21 protein-coding genes are annotated in these 17,647 nt (G+C 69.5%); 6 read left to right on the top strand and 15 right to left on the bottom strand.

Annotated elements, in window-relative coordinates; all coding sequences use genetic code 11:
* The first annotated feature begins 86 nt into the window (after nucleotides 1-86).
* The 4 genes from egtA to egtD are packed head-to-tail and all read left to right on the top strand — an operon-like array spanning nucleotide 87 to nucleotide 4,499.
* Entirely contained in the window at nucleotides 87-1,445 is a 1,359-nt protein-coding gene (gene egtA, locus AB0B50_RS00155; RefSeq protein ID WP_362323133.1) for an ergothioneine biosynthesis glutamate--cysteine ligase EgtA, read from the top strand.
* The gene (gene egtB / locus AB0B50_RS00150; protein WP_362323130.1) at nucleotides 1,442-2,785 is read left to right on the top strand and encodes an ergothioneine biosynthesis protein EgtB; all 1,344 of its coding nucleotides are present in this window, start codon (nucleotides 1,442-1,444) and stop codon (nucleotides 2,783-2,785) included. The genes egtA and egtB overlap by 4 nt, the downstream gene beginning before the upstream one ends.
* Nucleotides 2,785-3,540, top strand: a complete 756-nt coding sequence (gene egtC, locus AB0B50_RS00145) for an ergothioneine biosynthesis protein EgtC (RefSeq protein WP_362323127.1) — start codon at nucleotides 2,785-2,787, stop codon at nucleotides 3,538-3,540. Before egtB ends, egtC begins: the two co-directional genes overlap by 1 nt.
* A complete protein-coding gene (egtD, locus tag AB0B50_RS00140) occupies nucleotides 3,537-4,499 on the top strand; it encodes an L-histidine N(alpha)-methyltransferase (protein WP_362323124.1) in 963 nt (320 codons plus the stop codon). The genes egtC and egtD overlap by 4 nt, the downstream gene beginning before the upstream one ends.
* Nucleotides 4,500-4,538: 39 nt before the next feature.
* Here the strand turns inward: egtD and AB0B50_RS00135 are convergent, their stop codons facing one another.
* From AB0B50_RS00135 to AB0B50_RS00070, 14 genes are all read right to left on the bottom strand, one after another.
* The gene (locus tag AB0B50_RS00135; protein WP_362324981.1) at nucleotides 4,539-5,795 is read right to left on the bottom strand and encodes an extracellular solute-binding protein; all 1,257 of its coding nucleotides are present in this window, start codon (nucleotides 5,793-5,795) and stop codon (nucleotides 4,539-4,541) included.
* A 322-nt stretch (nucleotides 5,796-6,117) separates the two neighbouring features.
* A complete protein-coding gene (locus AB0B50_RS00130; protein ID WP_362323121.1) occupies nucleotides 6,118-6,339 on the bottom strand; it encodes a dodecin in 222 nt (73 codons plus the stop codon).
* Nucleotides 6,340-6,500: 161 nt separating this feature from the next.
* Nucleotides 6,501-6,692: a hypothetical protein gene (locus tag AB0B50_RS00125; RefSeq protein WP_362323118.1), complete on the bottom strand. Its 192-nt coding sequence runs from the start codon at nucleotides 6,690-6,692 to the stop codon at nucleotides 6,501-6,503.
* Nucleotides 6,679-6,819, bottom strand: coding sequence for a hypothetical protein (locus AB0B50_RS00120; protein WP_362323115.1), 141 nt, complete (start codon nucleotides 6,817-6,819; stop codon nucleotides 6,679-6,681). Before AB0B50_RS00120 ends, AB0B50_RS00125 begins: the two co-directional genes overlap by 14 nt.
* A gap of 250 nt (nucleotides 6,820-7,069) precedes the next feature.
* Nucleotides 7,070-7,432, bottom strand: coding sequence for a hypothetical protein (locus AB0B50_RS00115; protein ID WP_362323112.1), 363 nt, complete (start codon nucleotides 7,430-7,432; stop codon nucleotides 7,070-7,072).
* Between the two features lie 262 nt (nucleotides 7,433-7,694).
* Nucleotides 7,695-7,880 (bottom strand): hypothetical protein, encoded by a 186-nt coding sequence (locus AB0B50_RS00110; RefSeq protein WP_362323109.1) that lies wholly within the window; start codon nucleotides 7,878-7,880, stop codon nucleotides 7,695-7,697.
* A 94-nt stretch (nucleotides 7,881-7,974) separates the two neighbouring features.
* A complete protein-coding gene (locus AB0B50_RS00105) occupies nucleotides 7,975-8,823 on the bottom strand; it encodes a helix-turn-helix transcriptional regulator (RefSeq protein ID WP_362323106.1) in 849 nt (282 codons plus the stop codon).
* A gap of 9 nt (nucleotides 8,824-8,832) precedes the next feature.
* On the bottom strand, nucleotides 8,833-9,348 hold the full coding sequence (locus AB0B50_RS00100; RefSeq protein ID WP_362323104.1) for a DUF6879 family protein: 516 nt from the start codon (nucleotides 9,346-9,348) through the stop codon (nucleotides 8,833-8,835).
* Complete coding sequence (locus AB0B50_RS00095; RefSeq protein ID WP_362323101.1) at nucleotides 9,329-9,592, bottom strand: hypothetical protein; 264 nt, start codon at nucleotides 9,590-9,592, stop codon at nucleotides 9,329-9,331. Before AB0B50_RS00095 ends, AB0B50_RS00100 begins: the two co-directional genes overlap by 20 nt.
* Before the next feature lie 1,123 nt (nucleotides 9,593-10,715).
* Nucleotides 10,716-10,895: a hypothetical protein gene (locus tag AB0B50_RS00090; RefSeq protein ID WP_362323098.1), complete on the bottom strand. Its 180-nt coding sequence runs from the start codon at nucleotides 10,893-10,895 to the stop codon at nucleotides 10,716-10,718.
* Between the two features lie 316 nt (nucleotides 10,896-11,211).
* Nucleotides 11,212-12,102, bottom strand: a complete 891-nt coding sequence (locus tag AB0B50_RS00085; RefSeq protein ID WP_362323095.1) for a hypothetical protein — start codon at nucleotides 12,100-12,102, stop codon at nucleotides 11,212-11,214.
* A 51-nt stretch (nucleotides 12,103-12,153) separates the two neighbouring features.
* A complete protein-coding gene (locus AB0B50_RS00080) occupies nucleotides 12,154-12,585 on the bottom strand; it encodes a hypothetical protein (RefSeq protein ID WP_362323092.1) in 432 nt (143 codons plus the stop codon).
* The gene (locus AB0B50_RS00075) at nucleotides 12,578-12,925 is read right to left on the bottom strand and encodes a helix-turn-helix transcriptional regulator (protein ID WP_362323089.1); all 348 of its coding nucleotides are present in this window, start codon (nucleotides 12,923-12,925) and stop codon (nucleotides 12,578-12,580) included. The genes AB0B50_RS00080 and AB0B50_RS00075 overlap by 8 nt, the downstream gene beginning before the upstream one ends.
* 829 nt (nucleotides 12,926-13,754) lie before the next feature.
* On the bottom strand, nucleotides 13,755-15,311 hold the full coding sequence (locus AB0B50_RS00070; RefSeq protein WP_362323086.1) for a recombinase family protein: 1,557 nt from the start codon (nucleotides 15,309-15,311) through the stop codon (nucleotides 13,755-13,757).
* 53 nt (nucleotides 15,312-15,364) lie between these two features.
* On the opposite strand from AB0B50_RS00070, the gene AB0B50_RS00065 reads away from it, so the two are divergent.
* The gene (locus AB0B50_RS00065) at nucleotides 15,365-15,550 is read left to right on the top strand and encodes a dodecin (RefSeq protein WP_362323083.1); all 186 of its coding nucleotides are present in this window, start codon (nucleotides 15,365-15,367) and stop codon (nucleotides 15,548-15,550) included.
* 31 nt (nucleotides 15,551-15,581) lie between these two features.
* On the opposite strand, the gene AB0B50_RS00060 is transcribed toward AB0B50_RS00065, so the two are convergent.
* The gene (locus tag AB0B50_RS00060; protein ID WP_362323080.1) at nucleotides 15,582-16,070 is read right to left on the bottom strand and encodes a hypothetical protein; all 489 of its coding nucleotides are present in this window, start codon (nucleotides 16,068-16,070) and stop codon (nucleotides 15,582-15,584) included.
* A 79-nt stretch (nucleotides 16,071-16,149) separates the two neighbouring features.
* Here AB0B50_RS00060 and AB0B50_RS00055 point away from each other — a divergent pair, with 79 nt between their 5' ends.
* Complete coding sequence (locus tag AB0B50_RS00055; protein ID WP_362323077.1) at nucleotides 16,150-17,157, top strand: MsnO8 family LLM class oxidoreductase; 1,008 nt, start codon at nucleotides 16,150-16,152, stop codon at nucleotides 17,155-17,157.
* Nucleotides 17,158-17,647 lie beyond the last annotated feature (490 nt).

The following is a 17,647-nucleotide window of genomic DNA, read 5'->3' as shown; positions in this document are numbered from 1 at the left end:
CGAGAACGACCTTAGGGGCACTCTTGTGCGAACGCCCTTGAGGGTTTTGGGTGTTACGAGCACAACTCACGAAAGGGATCCCGACCATGCCTGAGGGAGACTGTACGAAGCACCGCACGACGCGCCCCACACGGGCGCGCGACGCGGTGTCCGAGGCCGAGGTGGAGGCGCTGGTCCGCGGCATCTGCTTCAAGACGGGGCCACCTCGCACCACCGGCGTCGAACTGGAATGGCTCGTCCACGAGCCAGGACTGCCCCACCTGCCGGTGCCCACCGCCCGCCTCGAAGCGGCCTACGCCGCACTGCGGGCCCTGCCCCTGCACTCGTCCGTCACCGTCGAACCCGGCGGCCAGCTGGAGCTCAGCTCGCTGCCCGCCGCCTCGCTGACGGAGTGCATTTCGGCCATGCGGGCCGATCTCCGCGTCGTACGCGACGCGTTACGCCCCCACCGCCTCACCCTCAGCGGGTTCGGCACCGACCCCTGGCGCCCGCCGTCACGGATCCTGCGCGAGCCCCGCTACGACGCGCTGGAGTCCTGCCTCGACCGCGGCGGCCCCGCGGGACGCCGCATGATGTGCTCGACCGCGTCCGTGCAGATCTGTCTGGACGCCGGGTACGAGGAGCCGGGGCCGCTCGGCTACGCACGGCGCTGGCGGCTCGCGCACCTCCTTGGCGCCGTCCTGGTCGCCGCGTTCGCCAACTCGCCGCTGCAGGAGGGCCGTCCCACCGGCTGGCGGTCGACCCGGCAGGCCGTGTGGGCGGGCATCGAGCCCGGCAGATCCGGTGCCCCGCCGCTCGACGGGGAGCCGCGCGAGACCTGGACCCGGCACGCCATGGACGCGCCGGTCATGTGTGTCAAGAGGGCGCCGGGAGAAGGACCCTGGAGCGTGCCCGAAGGGCTCAGCTTCCGTACGTGGGCCCGTGACGGCGCATCGCCCCGTGACGGTGTGCCGCGCCCGCCCACCCGCGACGACCTCGACTACCACCTGACCACGCTGTTCCCGCCGGTCCGCCCGCGCGGCCACCTGGAGCTGCGCATGGTCGACGCGCAGCCGGGCGAGGACGGCTGGATCGTGCCGCTCGCCGTGACCGCCGCCCTGTTCGACGACCCGGAGGCGGCCGAGTCCGCCTACCGCGCCGTCAAGCCGCTGGCCGAACGCGAAGGGCCGCCGGGCTCGCCCGCCGCGCCGCACAGTCCGCTCTGGCTGGACGCGGCGCGCCACGGGCCGGCCGACCCCGAGCTGCGCGAGGCCGCGGTCACCTGTTTCGCCGCCGCCGTCGACGCCCTGCCCCGGATGGGCGTGGGCACGACGGTGCGGGACGCCGTCGAGACGTACGCCGCGCAGTACGTGGCGCGCGGCCGCTGCCCGGCCGACGACCTGCTCGACGCCGCGCGCGACACCCCTCGACTTCACGACGCACCTGGGAAGGACGCCCTCCGATGACCGGCTCCACCGCCGACCCGGAAGCCCTGAGGGAGCGCGCGCTCGCCGCGCTCCTGGCCGCCCGGGACCGCACCACCCTCCTCACCACCTGCGTGGAGGACACCGAACTGACCGCGCAGCACTCGCCGTTGATGTCGCCGCTGGTCTGGGACCTCGCGCACATCGGCAACCAGGAGGAGCAGTGGCTGCTGCGCGCGGTCGCGGGCCGCGACGCCATGCGGCCCGAGATCGACGCGCTGTACGACGCCTTCGAGCACCCCCGCGCCGAGCGGCCGAGCCTTCCGCTGCTCGCGCCCGCCGAGGCCCGTGGCTATGCGGCCGAGGTGCGGGGCCGTGCGCTCGACGTCCTGGAGAGGACGCCGTTCCACGGCACCGCGCTGACCGAGGCGGGGTTCGCCTTCGGGATGATCGCGCAGCACGAGCAGCAGCACGACGAGACCATGCTCATCACGCACCAGCTGCGCTCGGGTCCCACCGCGCTCACCGCCCCCGACCCCGAGCCCTGCGCGCCCTTCACGGGGCCGCCCGAAGTCCTCGTCCCCGGCGGCCCGTTCACCATGGGCACCTCCACCGAGCCGTGGGCCCTGGACAACGAACGCCCGGCGCACCACCGCCTGGTCCCGCCGTTCTTCATCGACACCACGCCGGTGACGAACGCCGCATACCAGCGCTTCATCGACGACGGCGGCTACGACGACGAACGCTGGTGGGCCCCCGAGGGCTGGGCGATGGTCCGTCAGAACAGGCTGCGTGCCCCGCTGTTCTGGCGCCACGAGGGAGGCCGATGGCTGCGGCGTCACTTCGGCACGGTCGAGCCGGTGCCCGCCGACGAGCCCGTGCTGCACGTGAGCTGGTACGAGGCCGACGCCTACGCGCGCTGGGCAGGCCGGCGCCTGCCCAGCGAGGAGGAGTGGGAGAAGGCCGCCCGCTACGACCCGGTGGCCGACCGGTCGATGCGCTATCCGTGGGGCGACGCGGACCCCACGCCCGAGCGCGCGAACCTGGGGCAGCGCCATCTGCGGCCCGCGCCTGCCGGAAGCTATCCGGCGGGTGAATCCCCGCTCGGCGTACGGCAGTTGATCGGCGACGCGTGGGAGTGGACGTCGAGCGGCTTCCTGCCCTACCCGGGCTTTTCCGCCTTCCCCTACCGCGAGTACTCGGACGTGTTCTTCGGCGGCGACTACAAGGTGCTGCGCGGCGGGGCGTTCTCCGTCGACGCGGTGGCCTGCCGGGGCACGTTCCGCAACTGGGACCATCCGGTGCGGCGGCAGATCTTCTCCGGGTTCCGCACCGCGCGGGACGTCGGCCCCGCCGAAGCCGCGGCCGCGGGAGCCCTCTGATGTGCCGTCACCTCGCCTTCCTCGGCCCGCCGGAGCCGCTGGGAAGTCTCCTCGTCGAGCCCGCGCACAGCCTGTACCGCCAGTCGTGGGCGCCCCGGATGCAGCGGCACGGCACCGTCAACGCCGATGGATTCGGGGTGGGTTGGTACGCCGACGGGGACCCCGTGCCCGCGCGCTACCGCCGTGCCGCGCCGATCTGGGGCGACCAGTCCTTCGCCGACCTGGCCCGGGTGGTGCGCTCCGGCGCGGTGCTCGGGGCGGTGCGCGACGCGACCCTGGCGGGCGCGGACGGAGAGGCCGCGGCGGCGCCGTTCGCGGCCGGGCCGTGGCTGTTCAGCCACAACGGCGCGGTGGCGGGCTGGCCCCGCTCGGTCGCGCCGCTCACCCGCGAACTGCCGCCCGATGAGCTTCTGTCCATGGAGGCGCGCTGCGACTCCGCGCTGGTGTGGGCGCTCGTCCTGACCCGGCTGCGCCGCGGCGACGAGGAGGGCCAGGCCCTCGCGGACACCGTCCTGGAGATCGCCGAGGCCGCCCCCGCGTCGCGCCTCAACCTCCTTCTCACCAACGGCGAGACGATCGCCGCGACCGCCTGGGGCGACACCCTCTGGTATCTCGCGGAGCCCGGCCGCCGCACCGTCGTGGCCTCCGAGCCCTACGACGACGACCCCCACTGGCGCGAGGTGCCCGACCGCACCCTGCTCGCCGCCAGCCGCACCGACGTACTGCTGACACCGCTCAAGGAGCCCCCTGCGTGAGCCCGTTCCTGCTGACCCGCACCCTGCCCGAGGACGCCACCGACGCCGCGCTGCGCGCCGACGTCCTGCACGGCCTTACCCGCACCCCGAAGTCGCTGCCGCCCAAGTGGTTCTACGACGCCCGCGGCAGCGCCCTCTTCGAGGAGATCACCACCCTGCCCGAGTACTACCCGACCCGCGCCGAGCGCGAGATCCTGGTCACCCGTGCCACCCGCATCGCGGAGGTCACGGGCGCGCGCACGCTGATCGAGCTCGGCTCGGGCTCCTCGGAGAAGACCCGCCACCTCATCGACGCCTTGTCGTCCCTGCACACGTACGTCCCCGTCGACGTGAGCGAGACCGCGCTGACCGGGGCCGCGAACACGCTGCTCGCGCAGCGGCCCTCGCTCGACGTGCACGCCCTGATCGCCGACTTCACGCGCGGCCTCGCGCTGCCGGGCACTCCCGGGCCGCGCCTGGTCGCGTTCCTCGGCGGCACCATCGGCAACCTGCTGCCCGCCGAACGCGCCGCGTTCCTCTCCTCGGTCCGCGGGCTCCTCTCCCCCGGTGACGCGCTGCTCCTCGGCACGGACCTGGTCAAGGACGAGTCGGTGCTCGTATCGGCGTACGACGACGGGGCGGGCGTGACGGCCTCGTTCAACAAGAACGTCCTGTCGGTCATCAACCGCGAGTTGGAGGCGGACTTCGACCCGACCGCCTTCGAGCACGTCGCCGTCTGGGACCGCGAACACGAGTGGATCGAGATGAGGCTGCGCTCCACGGCCGACCAGACGGTGAAGATCCCCGCGCTCGACCTGGCGGTGGACTTCACCGCGGGCGAGGAGATGCGCACGGAGATCTCGGCGAAGTTCAGGGAGGACGGCGTACGGAGTGAACTCGCCGCCGCGGGACTGACGTTGACCCACTGGTGGACGGACGAGAGGAACCGCTTCGCCCTGTCGCTGAGCACGGCGGAGTAGCTGGTCGGCCCCGCCCGCGCGGGCGGGGCCGCACTGCCGTCAGACGCCGCCGAGGCGCAGTGCCCTGGTGATCCTGGCCGACGCCTTGCGGGCCTCGGCCGCCGGATCGCCGCCGGTCAGGACCTTGGTCATATAGCCCTTGATCGGGTTGTCCGCCTCGACGGCGGCCCAGCGCGGGGAGTTGGGGGTCGCCCGGCCGTTGGCCGCGCCCACCGCCATCGCCGCCGCGCCCTCCTCGCCGGCCACGGCAGGCGCCAGCTTGGCCTTGTTCGGGACGTAGTTCATGGTCCGCGCGAGGTCGGTCTGCCACTTCTTGCCCACCAGCGCCTCGATCACCTCGACCGCGCCCTTGTGGTCGTCGCTGCGGTCGGGCACGACCAGGTCGGAGCCGCCGGTGAACACCGCGCCCGGCTTGCCCGCCGCCTTGCCGGGGACCGGGAAGTAGCCGAGCTTGCCCTTCAGTTCAGGGTTCTTCTCCTCGATGGCCCGCGCCGCCCCCGGCACCGCGACGATCTGGGCGACGTCGCCGCCCGCGAACACCCCGGCCTGCGCCGGGTGCTCCTCGTCGGCGTCGCGCGGGCCGTTCCCCAGCGCCTGCAGCTGCCGGTAGAACTCCATGCCGCGCAGCGCGGCCGGGGTGTGCAGGGTGCCGCGCCAGTCGCCGGAGGACTCCTTCGTCTCCGTGGCGAGGTCACCGCCCTCGTCCCAGATGAATCCCGCCAGCGTGTACCAGTCCTGCCCCGCGAGGTAGATGCCCTGGTTCCCGCCGGTGTTGAGCTTCTCCGTGTCCGCGATCCACTCCGCGCGGGTACGCGGCGGACGCTTGATGCCCGCCTCCTCGAACAGCTTCTTGTTGTAGATGACGACGCGGTTGGCGGCGTACCAGGGAATGCCGTACTGCGCGCCGCGGTAGCGCCCCGGCTCGGCCAGACCCGGCAGCCAGTCGTCCATGCCGAGGTCGCGCGCGGACTCCAGGGTGAGGTCGTACAGGCCGCCCTCGTCGACGTACTGCGCGACCTGGGTGTTGCCCACCTCGATGACGTCGGGCCCGTCGCCGTCCTCGTCCTTGAGCGCCTTCTTCACCTTGGCGCCGATGCCGGTCCACTCCTGGATCCTTATGTCCAGGTCGATGTCGTCGTGCTCCTTCTCGAAGTCCTCGGTGAAGCGCTCGACGAACTCGGGGGACGCGCTGCCCCGCATCAGCCAGACCGTCACGGTCCTGGTGTCGTCGCCGCCGGGCAGCATGCCGCACCCGGAGATCAGGACGGTGGAGGAGAGGGCCAGCGCCAGGGACATGGCGGCGCGTCTGTGCGGCTTCACGTGGGTCACTTTCCGTCTGAGGACAGGGAAGGGCAGCCCGACGTGGGGGTGAGCGGGTGGCTCGAACGGGGTACTGGCTGGATTTTGGTATGTACCAATGGGTCGGTCAAGGGGCAAACGCCACCTCGCGCGTCCGCGCGGGCTGGGGCACGGTGGAGTGACGGCACCACACGACGTCCCCCGCCCGGGAGGAACTCCCTCATGTCGAACCACACCTATCGCGTCACCGAAATCGTCGGCACCTCGCACGAGAGTGGTGTCTCACCCGACGTATAGAGCATACGCGCAGGTCAGAGGATCAGACCTCGTCGCCGTCCTCCAGCCGGAAGCCGACCTTCAGCCCCACCTGATAGTGAGCGATCTGCCCGTCCTCAATGTGGCCGCGCACCTGGGTCACCTCGAACCAGTCCAGGCCCCGCAGGGTCTGAGCAGCACGGGCGACGCCGTTACGGATGGCTTCATCCACCCCAGCGTCTGACGTACCAACGATCTCGGTCACGCGGTAGGTGTGGTTCGACATGGGCGCTCCTTCAGGCGGTCAACGAGACCAGACCTAACCACCGTGGCGCACCCGCCAGCGCTCCGCCATACGAAAGGCCCCGACCAGCGCTCACGGGAATGAGAGAACGCCAGCCGGGGCCGTCTGCGTGCGCCGCCTCGGGGGCAGGACGGCACACGGGTCTAAGTCAGGCTCCGCTCACGCGTGCAATGCGCGCACACGTACCGGGCCTTGCACAGCAGCTCCATAGCTTCGGGGTCCTTGTGCTTCGGGCACAGCCAGGACTGTTCGGACTGGTCCACGCTGTGCCGCTTCAGGTACCGCCGCGCCGTCTTGCGGGCGCTGCCGTCGCCTGACCCCTTACGACTGTCCATCTCCCTCTTCGCCCTCCTCGGGCTCCGGCTCGGGCTCCGGCTCCGGCTCAGCGGCCGAAACGACCTCCTCGCCCGCCACGTCGTACCCGTTGACCTCGTCAATCTTGCCGTCGTCTCCACGACTCATGATGCGCTCTCCTGCCTTGGGTCGTAAGCCAGTTGGGCACTCCCGACCCCCACCCCCCGACGGCGGACCTGTCCATTTGTCTCGCACCGTCAGGGGGTGGGGGCGTTCACCCGAGCCCCCGGCCGGGACGGGACCACTCGGACGAGCGGGCCTCACCGGGGGCCGGGGGCCTATCGGTGTCGCTGCGGCATCGACGCCCACAGCGCGAGCGTCCCCCACAGCAACAGCCACAGCATCGCGGCGGCCACCTTCACGACTCCTCGGCCCGCGCGTGCTCCGCCGCCCGCTCCTTGTGCCGCACACGGGCCTCGTACACCTTCCCCGCCCACGGCTTCGCGGCTAGCTCCAGGTCGTGAACCTCAGCCCGCCGCTCCTGCTCCGCGCGGTCCGCCAGGGTCACGCACGCCATGTCTTCCAACCGCCGGTTGAACAGCGCGTGCCCGGTCTCGGCCCTGTGCCTGCGTAGCGCGTCCTCCCCCGCGTCCACATCGGCCGTAGGGCACAGCGACCACTTGCAGTCAGGCGACATGCAGTCGGCCGACATGGTGCGCTCGCCGTCCGGGTGCGACGTGACCGTGTACCGGATCGGGCGCATGGTGCTGCGGGGGCTCATGCCGTCACCGCCGGGGGGTCGATCGGCAACACGATCTTCGGCGGCTTGTGCGGGTGGTTGCGCAACTCGATGTTGCAGTCAGTCACCCTCGACGCGTCCGCGTACCCGTTGGGCGTGCCAATCCCCGTGCGGTACGCCTCCCGCCAAAGCACCGTGTGCGCACAGCGCGCGCACCTCGGGTGGGCCGTTGGCTCCAACAGCGGTAAGGCCAGGTCCAACGGGGCCTCGGCGTGCGAGTGCGGCGGGGAGAAATAGGCCCGGCTCACGACTCACCCACCGGGCGCGACAGCACGCGAGCGCGCGCACGCTCGGCCGCGTTCGGCTCGCGCACCTGGCCGCGCGTCACCTCCCATGCGGCCCCGCCACCGACCGGCCGCAGCCTCACCGTGTCGCCCAGCTCCTCGACCACCTCGCCGAGTCTCCCGAGGTGATCCACCTTGTACGCCATGACGCCTCGCCGTCCCTCGAATCGTCGCTTCCACAACGACCGTAGGAACATCAGGGAGCGAACTCCCAGCCGGTTGCACGAGGTTGCACGCCAATTAGCCCAGCACGCCCCTGGCGGCTGCGATCAGCGTTCGGGCTCCCTCGCCGTAGACCGCCATGTCGGCCAACTCCGCGAACGTATCGGCGTACGCGGCTACCTCGCTCGGCTGCGTGATCGTGAGATAGCCCGATACCAACTCGACGTTGACCTGCGCCGCGTCGTAGATCCAGAACCCCTCAACCGGCATACGGGAACGATCCGGCCGTTTGGGTACGACGCCCAAGCTGACGTTGGGGCGTCTGGCCACCGTCAGCAGGTGGTCAAGCTGCTCGGTCAATACGGCGGGGCCGCACAGGGCGTTGCCCAACACAGCCTCCTCGACGAGGAAGGCGAAACGGCGGTCCCCCTCGTACACGACACGCTGACGCGCCATGCGCGCATCAACCGCCTCGGCCACGTCGTCCACTGCGACGCGCCGCCGTTGCACCGCCCGCAACACGGCCTCGGTGTAGTCGCGTGTCTGGATCAGGCCCGGCACGAGTCCCGGGGAGTACGAGCGGAACCAGTGCGTTCGCTCATACAGCGGCAAGCGCGCTTCCTGCGCCCGCTTGAGCCCTGCCCGCTCCATGCGCCGCCAGCCGATCCACATGCCCTCGGCCGACCGCAGAGACGCGATCAGGTCCTCTGTCTGATCCTCGGCCCCGCACGCCCGGCACCACGCCCGAATGTCCTCAGCAGAAGGGGGAGTTCGAGCATTCATGATCCGCGACGACTTGGACCGGCTCCACCCGCAGCGCGCGGCGATGTCGAGCCCGGTAAGGCCAGCGTCCCGGCACAGCTCCGCGAGACGATCCGCGAGAGCCTGCCGGGCCTGCTGAGCACTGGAAGAAGGGGATACAGCCATGGTTGGAGGTCAGCGCGGCCGGTACTCCTCGTGCGGCGTGGCCCGTTCCCACACGGCATCGAATGCCGAGTTCACCAGTGCCAACACCGCCGGATCTGTGGACCATTCGCGGTCCACAATCTCACCGACGCCCGAGAAGTACGTGAACAGCACTGACGTGCCGTCGAACGCCCAAAGGTCAGTTCCGGGCAAGGCGATGTCAGCCGCCTTGCGCCGGGGAAGCCAGCGCACAAGCTCCCCAGCCCTGACGTTCGGGAACGTCACGTCGTACTCGTACCGGATGTAGTCCGTCACGGGCTCCGAGATGATCCGGGCCCGCCGCATCTCGACCCCGCGCGCCGTCGTCTCCGTCACCACATCCAGGAAGGGCCGCCACCACGACGAACGGTCAGCGGCCGGGTCGAGCCGCTTGCCGTTCTGCCACGCGATGAACTCGGGGTCGTTGGGCTGGTAGGCGTCGCGCATCTCCAGATGCACAGCCGATTTCGTGGCCTTGGCCAGACCCTCAAGTACGGGGTTCGTCACCGTCGTTGCCCTCCGGGCGGGGGATGTACTGGAGCATCACTTTCGGAAGCCGAATGATCGTCTCGTGATCCGGCACGTCCGTCGAGTGACCCGGGATCGAGCCGACCTCCTGACACTCCTTCACCTCCTCCTCGGTCGCCTTGTACGACTGAATCAGGAGGTCTCCGGTCTCCTCGTGAAGCCAAATCGTCGGGGAGTCCGTGTCGGGGGTGTTCGGGATGATGCCTAGGAACCGTAGTGTCACAGCCACTCCCGTTGTCGAGTCGGTTGCACAGGTGTGCACGAGCCTCACCCTTGCGGTGGATCAGCACAAGGGGGCACTTCCCAGGCTGCGACGAGTTGCAGCTACCGGCTAGACAGGTCGTGCCTCAACTCGCCCTGACACAAGGGGTGTCACGGACGCCGGCTCGACCGTGACAGCTCCTCAACTCCAAACAGAAAAATGGCCCCGCGACCTCCCCAGCGAAGGGAAGGCCACAGGGCCAAGTTCATGTACGTCGCGCTCGCCGCGTGCTCAGCACGCGCTCGCGGTTCTCCCAGTAGTGTGCGCGGGCCTCCTCGCACAGGCAGTCCCGACAGCGCGGGCGCAAGCCGTCCGGCGAGAGGCGGAAGCGGTAGAACGCCGACTCGGGCAGCCACTCGCGGCACGCGCGACAGCGCTTGATCACTGCCGTCGCCCCTTCCGCCGGTCCGGGAATGGGCGGTGCCAGATCCCAGCGGAGTCCTGCATCAATCCAACGCGCTCCGGGGCGACGCAATACCGCTCGCCCGGCGGGCCTTTGCGGTGCATGTCGCCCGCCTTCGCGCCGCCGAATGTCTCGCAGCATGCCGGGCAGTGCTCGCGGGTCGCGCCACTCCACGACTTCTGACACTTCGGGTGGGTAATCGTCGTCGCCATCGTGTCTACCTCCTATGACAGAACAGGGATTTGCGGGCCTCTCGCGGGCCCGCTGGGGTGATCGCCCGTGGAAGGGCTGAAAGGCCGTCCACGCCCTCACGCGGGAGCGGGAAACGGCAAGTGACAGGGACCAGGTCCTACATGTGCGTACGCGCGCCCGCGCGCCCGTGCACCCGCGCGTGGATAGCAGCGGAAAAGCACCCTCCAGCACGCAAAGCCGCAGGTCAGCGGCGATTACGGGGAGTCACGGCCTCAGCCGGGCAAAAGCCCCAGACCTGTACCGAGGGTCGCTTGCTATTGGCCCCCGGGCCGGAGCGAGCCACTGAGGGGGGTCCACCCCTACTCTCTGTTACGAGGACACCTAGCGCGTGACGCTTCGTCAACGCGTCGGCGAGGCAGCGCAGATGCGACACACATGCATGATCATGTGTTGTCGTTCGCGCTCGACGAGCGAGCGAGCAAGCGCGCTTCACGCACGCGCATAAGCGTCGTAAAGCGCCATTAGAACGTCGCCCTGATCACTCGTCAGCCTCGGTGATTCATCGAGCCTCTTCGACATCCACAACAGCGCACGAGCATCCGACTCGGCATCGCGGCCAAGAGCCGCGCCGCCGATCTGCAACGCACCAGCAACCTTGATCCAGCGCATGCACATGACCCCGCACGTCGGACGCGGCGACTGCCCCTCATTCCGCCGCATGCGCGGACGGCGACAACCCGGCCGCCGACAACGTGAACTCACAACAGTCCTCCATGAATTGCACGGGCCCGCGAAGCGTGGCCCCACAGCAGAGAGGGCGGGTAACGAAAGGTCGCCCCGATGGCCCCTCAGTTACCCGCCCCCAGCCGAACACTGCCCGGCGGGAATCCCTACCAGGCCGCCAGAAGATACGCCGCCGCACCAAGCGACCACACCGCCAGATAGGCCAGCGCCACCGCATATAGGGCGAGTTGGCGCGGCGTCATTACGCCTTGCTCTTGCGCGTGTCCCCGCCGCCTCCGCCGGTCGCAATCTTCAGCGGCACCATGCGATTAGTGTCCAGCGCAGTCGCACCCACGAACGTCTGAACAACATTCACATGCGAAAGCTGATCCACTACGTACTGACGAACCGTCGTGAGCGCGAAGCCGTTGTGAGTGTTGGAAGCGCCCGACGCGCCTTCCGGAGCAGCCGGAGCGCGAACAGCCAGCGCCACGGCCTCCCGAGTGAAGGCAACAGCGCCGCCCTTGACGAACGGCGACACAACGACCTCGAACCCCAGAACCCGGCCAAGGGAGCCATTCTGAATCACGTTGGCGTCGCCCGCGAACGCAGCGTTCTGAAGCTCCGGAAGGGCAAGGAACGCTTCCTTTAGGTCCGGTCCAATCGCCAGTACCCGCCCGTCCTCGTCGATCTCACGCGCCGTCATCTCGGCGGAGACCTTAGCCAGTGCGGCAAGGGGAGCGTCCTTGGTGATCTCCTCGGTCGCTCCCTCAATTGCCTTGTTCAGAATTCCAGTTACAGCCTTCTCGCAGTGCTTGGCAACACCGGAAGCCTGAGGAGTCAGCACCTGCGCCCCGAAGTTCCGGATGTCGAAGTTCATCTGACGCTCGTTGAGCTTGATTGCGTTGTAAGCGTGATCCGTCAGCTTGACCTTGAACGTCTGCTCGTTCAGGTCCGAATAGTCAATGTTCTTGCCATCGTCCTTGAGCTTCGCCTCAACGACAGTCGGCAGGGTGACAGTCACTTCGTCGCCAACACCTCCGATGAACGACGACTCAGCGTCGCGCCAAACGCGGCTGCCAAGAACCGACTTGGCCTCCAGCAGGCCAAGCGCAGCGGCGACAATCTCGTCAGTCGTAATCGTGTGAGCCATGGTCAGGCCCTCCTTAGTCCTTAGTTATTGGTTGGAGTCTTCGGCGGCCGGTCAGCGGCCCGTAAGGCGATCTCGAATAGCTGATGCGAGTCGCCGGGGGTCCAGCGGCTCGGGCGTATCAACTGCGTCTCTACCGCCGCCAAATTGCGGCACGGGCCTGCTCTTCAGCGCGGACGGCACAGGAGTTGAGGGACGGGAGATCAGGAACTCAGCCAGCTTCCCGGCATTCACCGAAAGCTCCTCAGCAGTGGAACCCCCAAGGATATCTGCGAGTTCATGCGGGACACCCGATTCGATAACAGCGCGGAGCCGGGCCAGTTCAAGCGCATCGCCCTTCAGTGGCGCAGGCTCCGCCGCGCCTTGCTCCTCGCTCTGAGTAGCCTTCTGTGGGTCTTCCTGCACTGATTCGCTCCGCGCGGGCGCGTCCACCGTGGGAATTCCGGCAGTGCCGGAAGTTCCCTCTCCGGGCTTCTCGTCAGCCACGGCCAGACTCCTTACGCACGGCGCGGATGCGGTCCACCAGGAGGGTGTTCGCCGCGTCCTCGTGCGTGCTGATGACCTCGGCGGCCGGGTGCTTCCGGCGCGTCATCTCCGCGCCGTACAGCTCGGCGAACTCGGCGTCGTTCCTGGTCTGCTTCAGCAGCGAGCGGAAGGGCACACGAAGGGCCGTAGCCATGCGGGTGAACACATCCACGCTCGGCGTCCTGTCGCCTGCCTCGTAGGCGTATACGGCGCGTTCGCTGACACCGGCGCGGGCGGCGAACTGGGCCACGCTCAGATTCAGTCGCTCGCGCCGGGCGCGAGCCTTCTTAGGGTCATACATAGTCGTCCCCATCTCGGGTCGCACGATCGTGCGGAGTTCAGGCAAAAAGAGAGAGGCCGCACCTCAGGCCACCGGGAGAGAGTTGGTGCGGGCGCGGGCCTCATAAGAGTTAAGTGGGGTCGGGGGTACATGAGTTGAAGCCCTCGCGCTCCGGGTGGAGCGAGAGCGGTGCGCGCGCTGGCGGCAGGAATCAGAGCACGTCTTACGCATTGGGCCGCCGCGCGCGGGCCTTCGTACGGTCTCCGTGCAGCCTGGGGCAGCGCAGACCGCAATGCCGTTCACGAGTACGTCCAGCGCGCTCTGTACGCTTTCTGCGGCACTGAAGACATCCCCGAGGGCTGCAAGCTCAGCGTTACGGTCGGGGGCCTCGTAGACCGCGATGAGCCCTCTCATGACGATGTCCGCCTCCATGCGGGCCCGTTCCAAGAGGGCGGCTTTGGTTGTCTCGTACGTCACGGGTGGACCTCTCTCGCAACCACGCTGTCACGGGCGGGCCGCTCTTGTTATGGGGGTGTCACGGGTGCGCCCCTCTCGTGACTGAGAGGCAAATGAAGAGCCCCCCCAGCACTCCGCCAGGGGGGTACGTCATGAGAGTTAAGCGGGGGCGGGGGTACGCGCCCCCGCGCCGGAAGCAAGAAAACCGCTTCCCGTTCCTTCTTTCCCTGACACACACATAGGAAAGAAGGAACGGGAAGCGGTTTTCTTGCTTCAGAGGCCGGGCGCGCGCTGATGCGCGAGGGTGTGGCCGCCCCTCTACGGGCTCGAAAAGGCCCCCGTTTTCCAACCTTGGGAGGACGGGGGCCGGGCTGCCAGAACGGCGCTCAGTGACTCACGCGGCAGCCTCCTCAAGTTCGGCAGGCTCGGCCCATTCGATCGACACTCGGTCATCACCGTGGAAGCGGCTACCCCGCCCGTTGGGGGCCTTGCTGACCCGCACGCGAGCGACAGCCACCCGGATCAGGTCACGCCGGGTCTGCAAGTCGGCCCGCGCCCAAGCCTCTTCCAGTAGCCCCGGGTCTACAAACATGGTCAGGTCAACCGTCGGGCCGGTCAGCGCCTCGGCCTGCTGTTGTGCAGCGTCGAGCCGCGCCGTCGCGTCCCGCATCGAACGGGCGAACACGGCGACTCCCCCGCCCTCGTACGCCCCTGCGTCGAATGCTGCCTGTAGGCGGTCCTGCGCCTTCTTGGCGGCCTTCACGGCCGCCACAGCCTCCCGGGCCTCCTCGGTCTCCTCTGGCCGTGTGAGGGCCGCCCAGCGCTGCGCCATGGCGATCATCAGCGGGTCACCCATGCCCAACTCGCCAAGCTTGTCTCGCCACTTGCTGACCACGTAGTCCTCAAGCAGGCCGCAGACCACCGACGCAGGCGCGTCACATCGCTTCGGGGCGTCATCCTCGGCCGCCGAGTCGTTCGCGCAGCATCGGTACGAGCCCCCCGTGGTCGGCATCCCGTACCCGCAGTGCGAGCACTCGCAGAGGTCTGCCAACAGATGCTTCGGGCGTCCATCCCCGCCCCCTGGGATGATGTTGTGCCCGGCAAGGTTCAGCCGGGCACGGGCCACCTTGTCGGCGTCCACCGCCTCAACTCCCTTGGCCAGCACCCAGACCCGCTCCCCCTTGGCGTTCAGGTACGGCTCTGGCTGAGTCTTGCGAGGGTTGACCACCTGCCAACCCTCGTAGACCGGGTGCCAGACGATCCGGCGCACCTGTGTCGCCGACCAGAGCTTGCCCCGGGCGGTGCGCAGGCCGTCAGCGTTCAGCTTCGCCGCCGTCTTCCGCGCCGATAGCCCGTCGGCCACGGCGTCTATGACCCGCTCAACGACTCCCCAGCGGGACGTTCCCGGCCCCGCCGACGCGGTGTCGTGCTTGAGCTGTCGAGTGCCCTTGTCGGCGATCACCAGGCCGTACGGCGGGGTGGCCAGCCACCCGCCCTCGTTACGCTGCCGCGTCTTGGTGCTCCTGACGTTGTAGCTCAGGCGCTCGCTGTACTCCCGCGCGTCCTCGGCCCTCTGGATGATCCATCGGCGGTCCCGCTCGATGGAGCTGTCCAGCCCTTCGTAGTCGAAGACGATCCGCCGCCCGGCATCCAGGATCGGCAGCACGCTCCCCGCGCCCTTCCGCGAGAACCGGTCGAGCGCGTACACCCAGAGTGCCGGGACCTCGCCGTCCTCCAGCGCCTTCATGGCGGCGTCGTACTTCGGCCGCTCCACGTCGGAGTACGCCGACAGGTTCTCTTTCCAGACCTTGCGGACGCGGTACCCCTCCTGGTCGGCCCACGCCCGGCCCCGGTCCTCCTGCGCACGAATGGAGAGCGCCCGCTCTCCCTCACGGACCACCTTGGATTTCCGGAGGAGTAGGTCTACCTCCGGGCGGCTGCCCTCGCTCATGTATCCACCCTCTGACCTGCGGGTTTCCCCCGCAACTTCTGTGATCGTCGGGTGTGACATCACTTGAAGGCGTGGACCAGGCGATCCGCAACGGCATCGCGCGCGCCTCGCAGACGCTGCGTTCACTGGACTGGTTCGAGGTCACACAGGTGCGGGGGCACATCGAGAACGGGGAGATCCAGCACTACCAGGTGGGCCTGAAGGTGGGGTTCCGTCTGGAGGACGGGGACGAGGCGTAGTTCAGGCAGCCCGACAGAGCTCGGGGCAGCCTCAGGTACGGCCCTCGCGCTCCTGGGCGTCCCTCAGCTCCTCCGAGGTGTCCGCCCAGCGTGCCCGCACCACCCTGAACCCCGCGCGCTCCGCGTCCGCGCACACCAGCTCGTCGTCGTCGACCAGCATGCGGACCTCCCGCTTGCGGGCGAGGTCGCGCAGGATCTCCAGCTTGGTGCGGCGGGCCGGGCGCCGGTCGTCGTCGCGACGCATCCAGATGCGCCCGCTCGGCAGGCCCTGGCGCGCCAGCCAGTCCACCGTGTCCGCCCGGCAGCGCTCGGGACGGCCCGTGAGGTAGACGACCTCGCACTCCTCGGCGCTCTCCAGGGCCAGCGCGACGCCGCGCGCGAGCGGCGGGTCCTGGGGAGCCGCGGCGAAGAACCCGTCCCAGTCGCGGGGCCCCCGCTCCAGGAACCGCTGACGGTGCGCGGTATCCGCGAGCGTCCCGTCCAGGTCGAACACGGCCAGAGGTCTGTTGTCTTCGGTCACGTGACCAGCGTAGAAGCGCCCCGGCGCGGCCCGCGAGGCGCACCGGGAATCCTGGCGGCCCGGAGGTGTTGAACCTTTCGTGAGCTCAGTGATCGAAGCAACCCGGTTCTCCGTACTCGACCGCTCCCGTACCCGCGAGGGGCACGAAGGGCCCGAGGCGCTGCGGGACACCGTGCGTCTGGCGCAGGATCTCGAAGCGCTCGGGTACCACCGCTTCTGGGTCTCCGAGCACCACGGTGTGCCGGGGGTCGCGGGGTCGGCGCCCACCGTGCTCGCTGCGGCCGTCGCCGCGGCCACCCGTACCATCCGGGTCGGCACCGGCGGTGTGATGCTGCCGAACCATCAGTCCCTGGTCGTGGCCGAGCAGTTCGGGGTGCTGGAGTCGCTCTTTCCCGGCCGGATCGACATGGGGCTCGGCCGTTCCGTGGGGTTCACGGACGGGGTGCGCAAGGCGCTGGGGCGCGACAAGCACGACGCCGAGGACTTCGCGGTCCAGCTCGGGGAACTGCTCGACTGGTTCCGTGGCACCTCGGGGACGGGGGTGCGGGCCCGCCCCGCCGAGGGGCTGACCGTCCCTCCGTACGTCCTGGCGGTGGGCGAGGGCGCGACGATCGCCGCCGATGCGGGGCTTCCGCTGGTCATCGGGGACATCAGGGGACGCGAGAAGATGCTGGGCAGCATCGAGACGTACCGGGAGGGATTCCGGCCTTCGCCGTGGCTCGCCGAGCCGTATGTCGTCGTCGCGGGCACCGTCGCCGTGGCGGAGAGCGAGGAGGCCGCCCGGCGGCTGCTGATCTCGGAGGCCTGGTCGATGGCGTACTCCCGCACGCACGGCACGTTCCCGCCGCTTCCGCCGGCCGAGCGCGTGGAGTCCCTGACGATGACGGAGAAGGAGCGCGGCTTCTACGAATCGGGGCTGCGCGGCCATGTGGCCGGAACCGAGGAGCAGGTCGCCGACGAGCTGGAGCGGGTGATCAAGGAGAGCGGGGCGCAGGAGGTGCTGGTCACGACGAGTACGTACGACCGCGCGGGCCTGCGGGACTCCTTCCGGAGGCTGGCCCGCGTGGCGGGTCTGACGCCTGCCTGAGGGGTCGGGCGAGGCGGGGCGAGGCCGGGCGGGGCAAGGCGAGGCAAGGCGGGCGGAACGCGCGAGGTCCCGCCCGCGTCGCGACCCGGGGTCGGCCCGGGTGCGGCGCGGACGGGCGCGGTGCCCCCGTGGCACGGGGGACGATTCCAGCGGAAGCACCGCGGTCTCGGGGACCGCGCGGGGCGGTCCTCGGGTGAGCAGTTCCTCAGGTCAGCAGGTCCTCAGGGGTCCTGGGGTGAGCAGGTCCTCAGGTGCGCAGGTCCGCAGGTCCTCGGGTCCTCGGGTCCTCGGGTCCGCAGATCCTCGGGTCCTCCGGTCTGCAGGTCCTCGGGTCCGCAGGTCATCAGCTCCTCAGGTCTGCAGGTGCGCAGGTCCTCGGGTCCGCAGATCCTCAGGTCCGCAGATCCTCAGGTCCGCAGGTCCTCAGGTCCGCAGATCCTCGGGTCCTCCGGTCCTCAGGTCATCCGGTCCACAGGTCCACAGGTCCTCG

This window comes from Streptomyces sp. NPDC041068, from assembly GCF_040647455.1.
Classification (GTDB): Bacteria; Actinomycetota; Actinomycetes; order Streptomycetales; family Streptomycetaceae; genus Streptomyces.
The sequence above is the reverse complement of the archived record's forward strand: the minus strand, read 5'-3'. Positions and strand labels throughout refer to the sequence as shown.

Coding starts and splice junctions, on each gene's coding strand:
- egtA (WP_362323133.1), top strand. CDS start 87: ATGCCTGAGGGAGACTGTACGAAGCACCGCACGACGCGCCCCACACGG.
- egtB (WP_362323130.1), top strand. CDS start 1,442: ATGACCGGCTCCACCGCCGACCCGGAAGCCCTGAGGGAGCGCGCGCTC.
- egtC (WP_362323127.1), top strand. CDS start 2,785: ATGTGCCGTCACCTCGCCTTCCTCGGCCCGCCGGAGCCGCTGGGAAGT.
- AB0B50_RS00135 (WP_362324981.1), bottom strand. CDS start 5,795: ATGTCCCTGGCGCTGGCCCTCTCCTCCACCGTCCTGATCTCCGGGTGC.
- AB0B50_RS00130 (WP_362323121.1), bottom strand. CDS start 6,339: ATGTCGAACCACACCTACCGCGTGACCGAGATCGTTGGTACGTCAGAC.
- AB0B50_RS00125 (WP_362323118.1), bottom strand. CDS start 6,692: ATGGACAGTCGTAAGGGGTCAGGCGACGGCAGCGCCCGCAAGACGGCG.
- AB0B50_RS00120 (WP_362323115.1), bottom strand. CDS start 6,819: ATGAGTCGTGGAGACGACGGCAAGATTGACGAGGTCAACGGGTACGAC.
- AB0B50_RS00115 (WP_362323112.1), bottom strand. CDS start 7,432: ATGAGCCCCCGCAGCACCATGCGCCCGATCCGGTACACGGTCACGTCG.
- AB0B50_RS00110 (WP_362323109.1), bottom strand. CDS start 7,880: ATGGCGTACAAGGTGGATCACCTCGGGAGACTCGGCGAGGTGGTCGAG.
- AB0B50_RS00105 (WP_362323106.1), bottom strand. CDS start 8,823: ATGGCTGTATCCCCTTCTTCCAGTGCTCAGCAGGCCCGGCAGGCTCTC.
- AB0B50_RS00090 (WP_362323098.1), bottom strand. CDS start 10,895: ATGCGCTGGATCAAGGTTGCTGGTGCGTTGCAGATCGGCGGCGCGGCT.
- AB0B50_RS00085 (WP_362323095.1), bottom strand. CDS start 12,102: ATGGCTCACACGATTACGACTGACGAGATTGTCGCCGCTGCGCTTGGC.
- AB0B50_RS00075 (WP_362323089.1), bottom strand. CDS start 12,925: ATGTATGACCCTAAGAAGGCTCGCGCCCGGCGCGAGCGACTGAATCTG.
- AB0B50_RS00070 (WP_362323086.1), bottom strand. CDS start 15,311: ATGAGCGAGGGCAGCCGCCCGGAGGTAGACCTACTCCTCCGGAAATCC.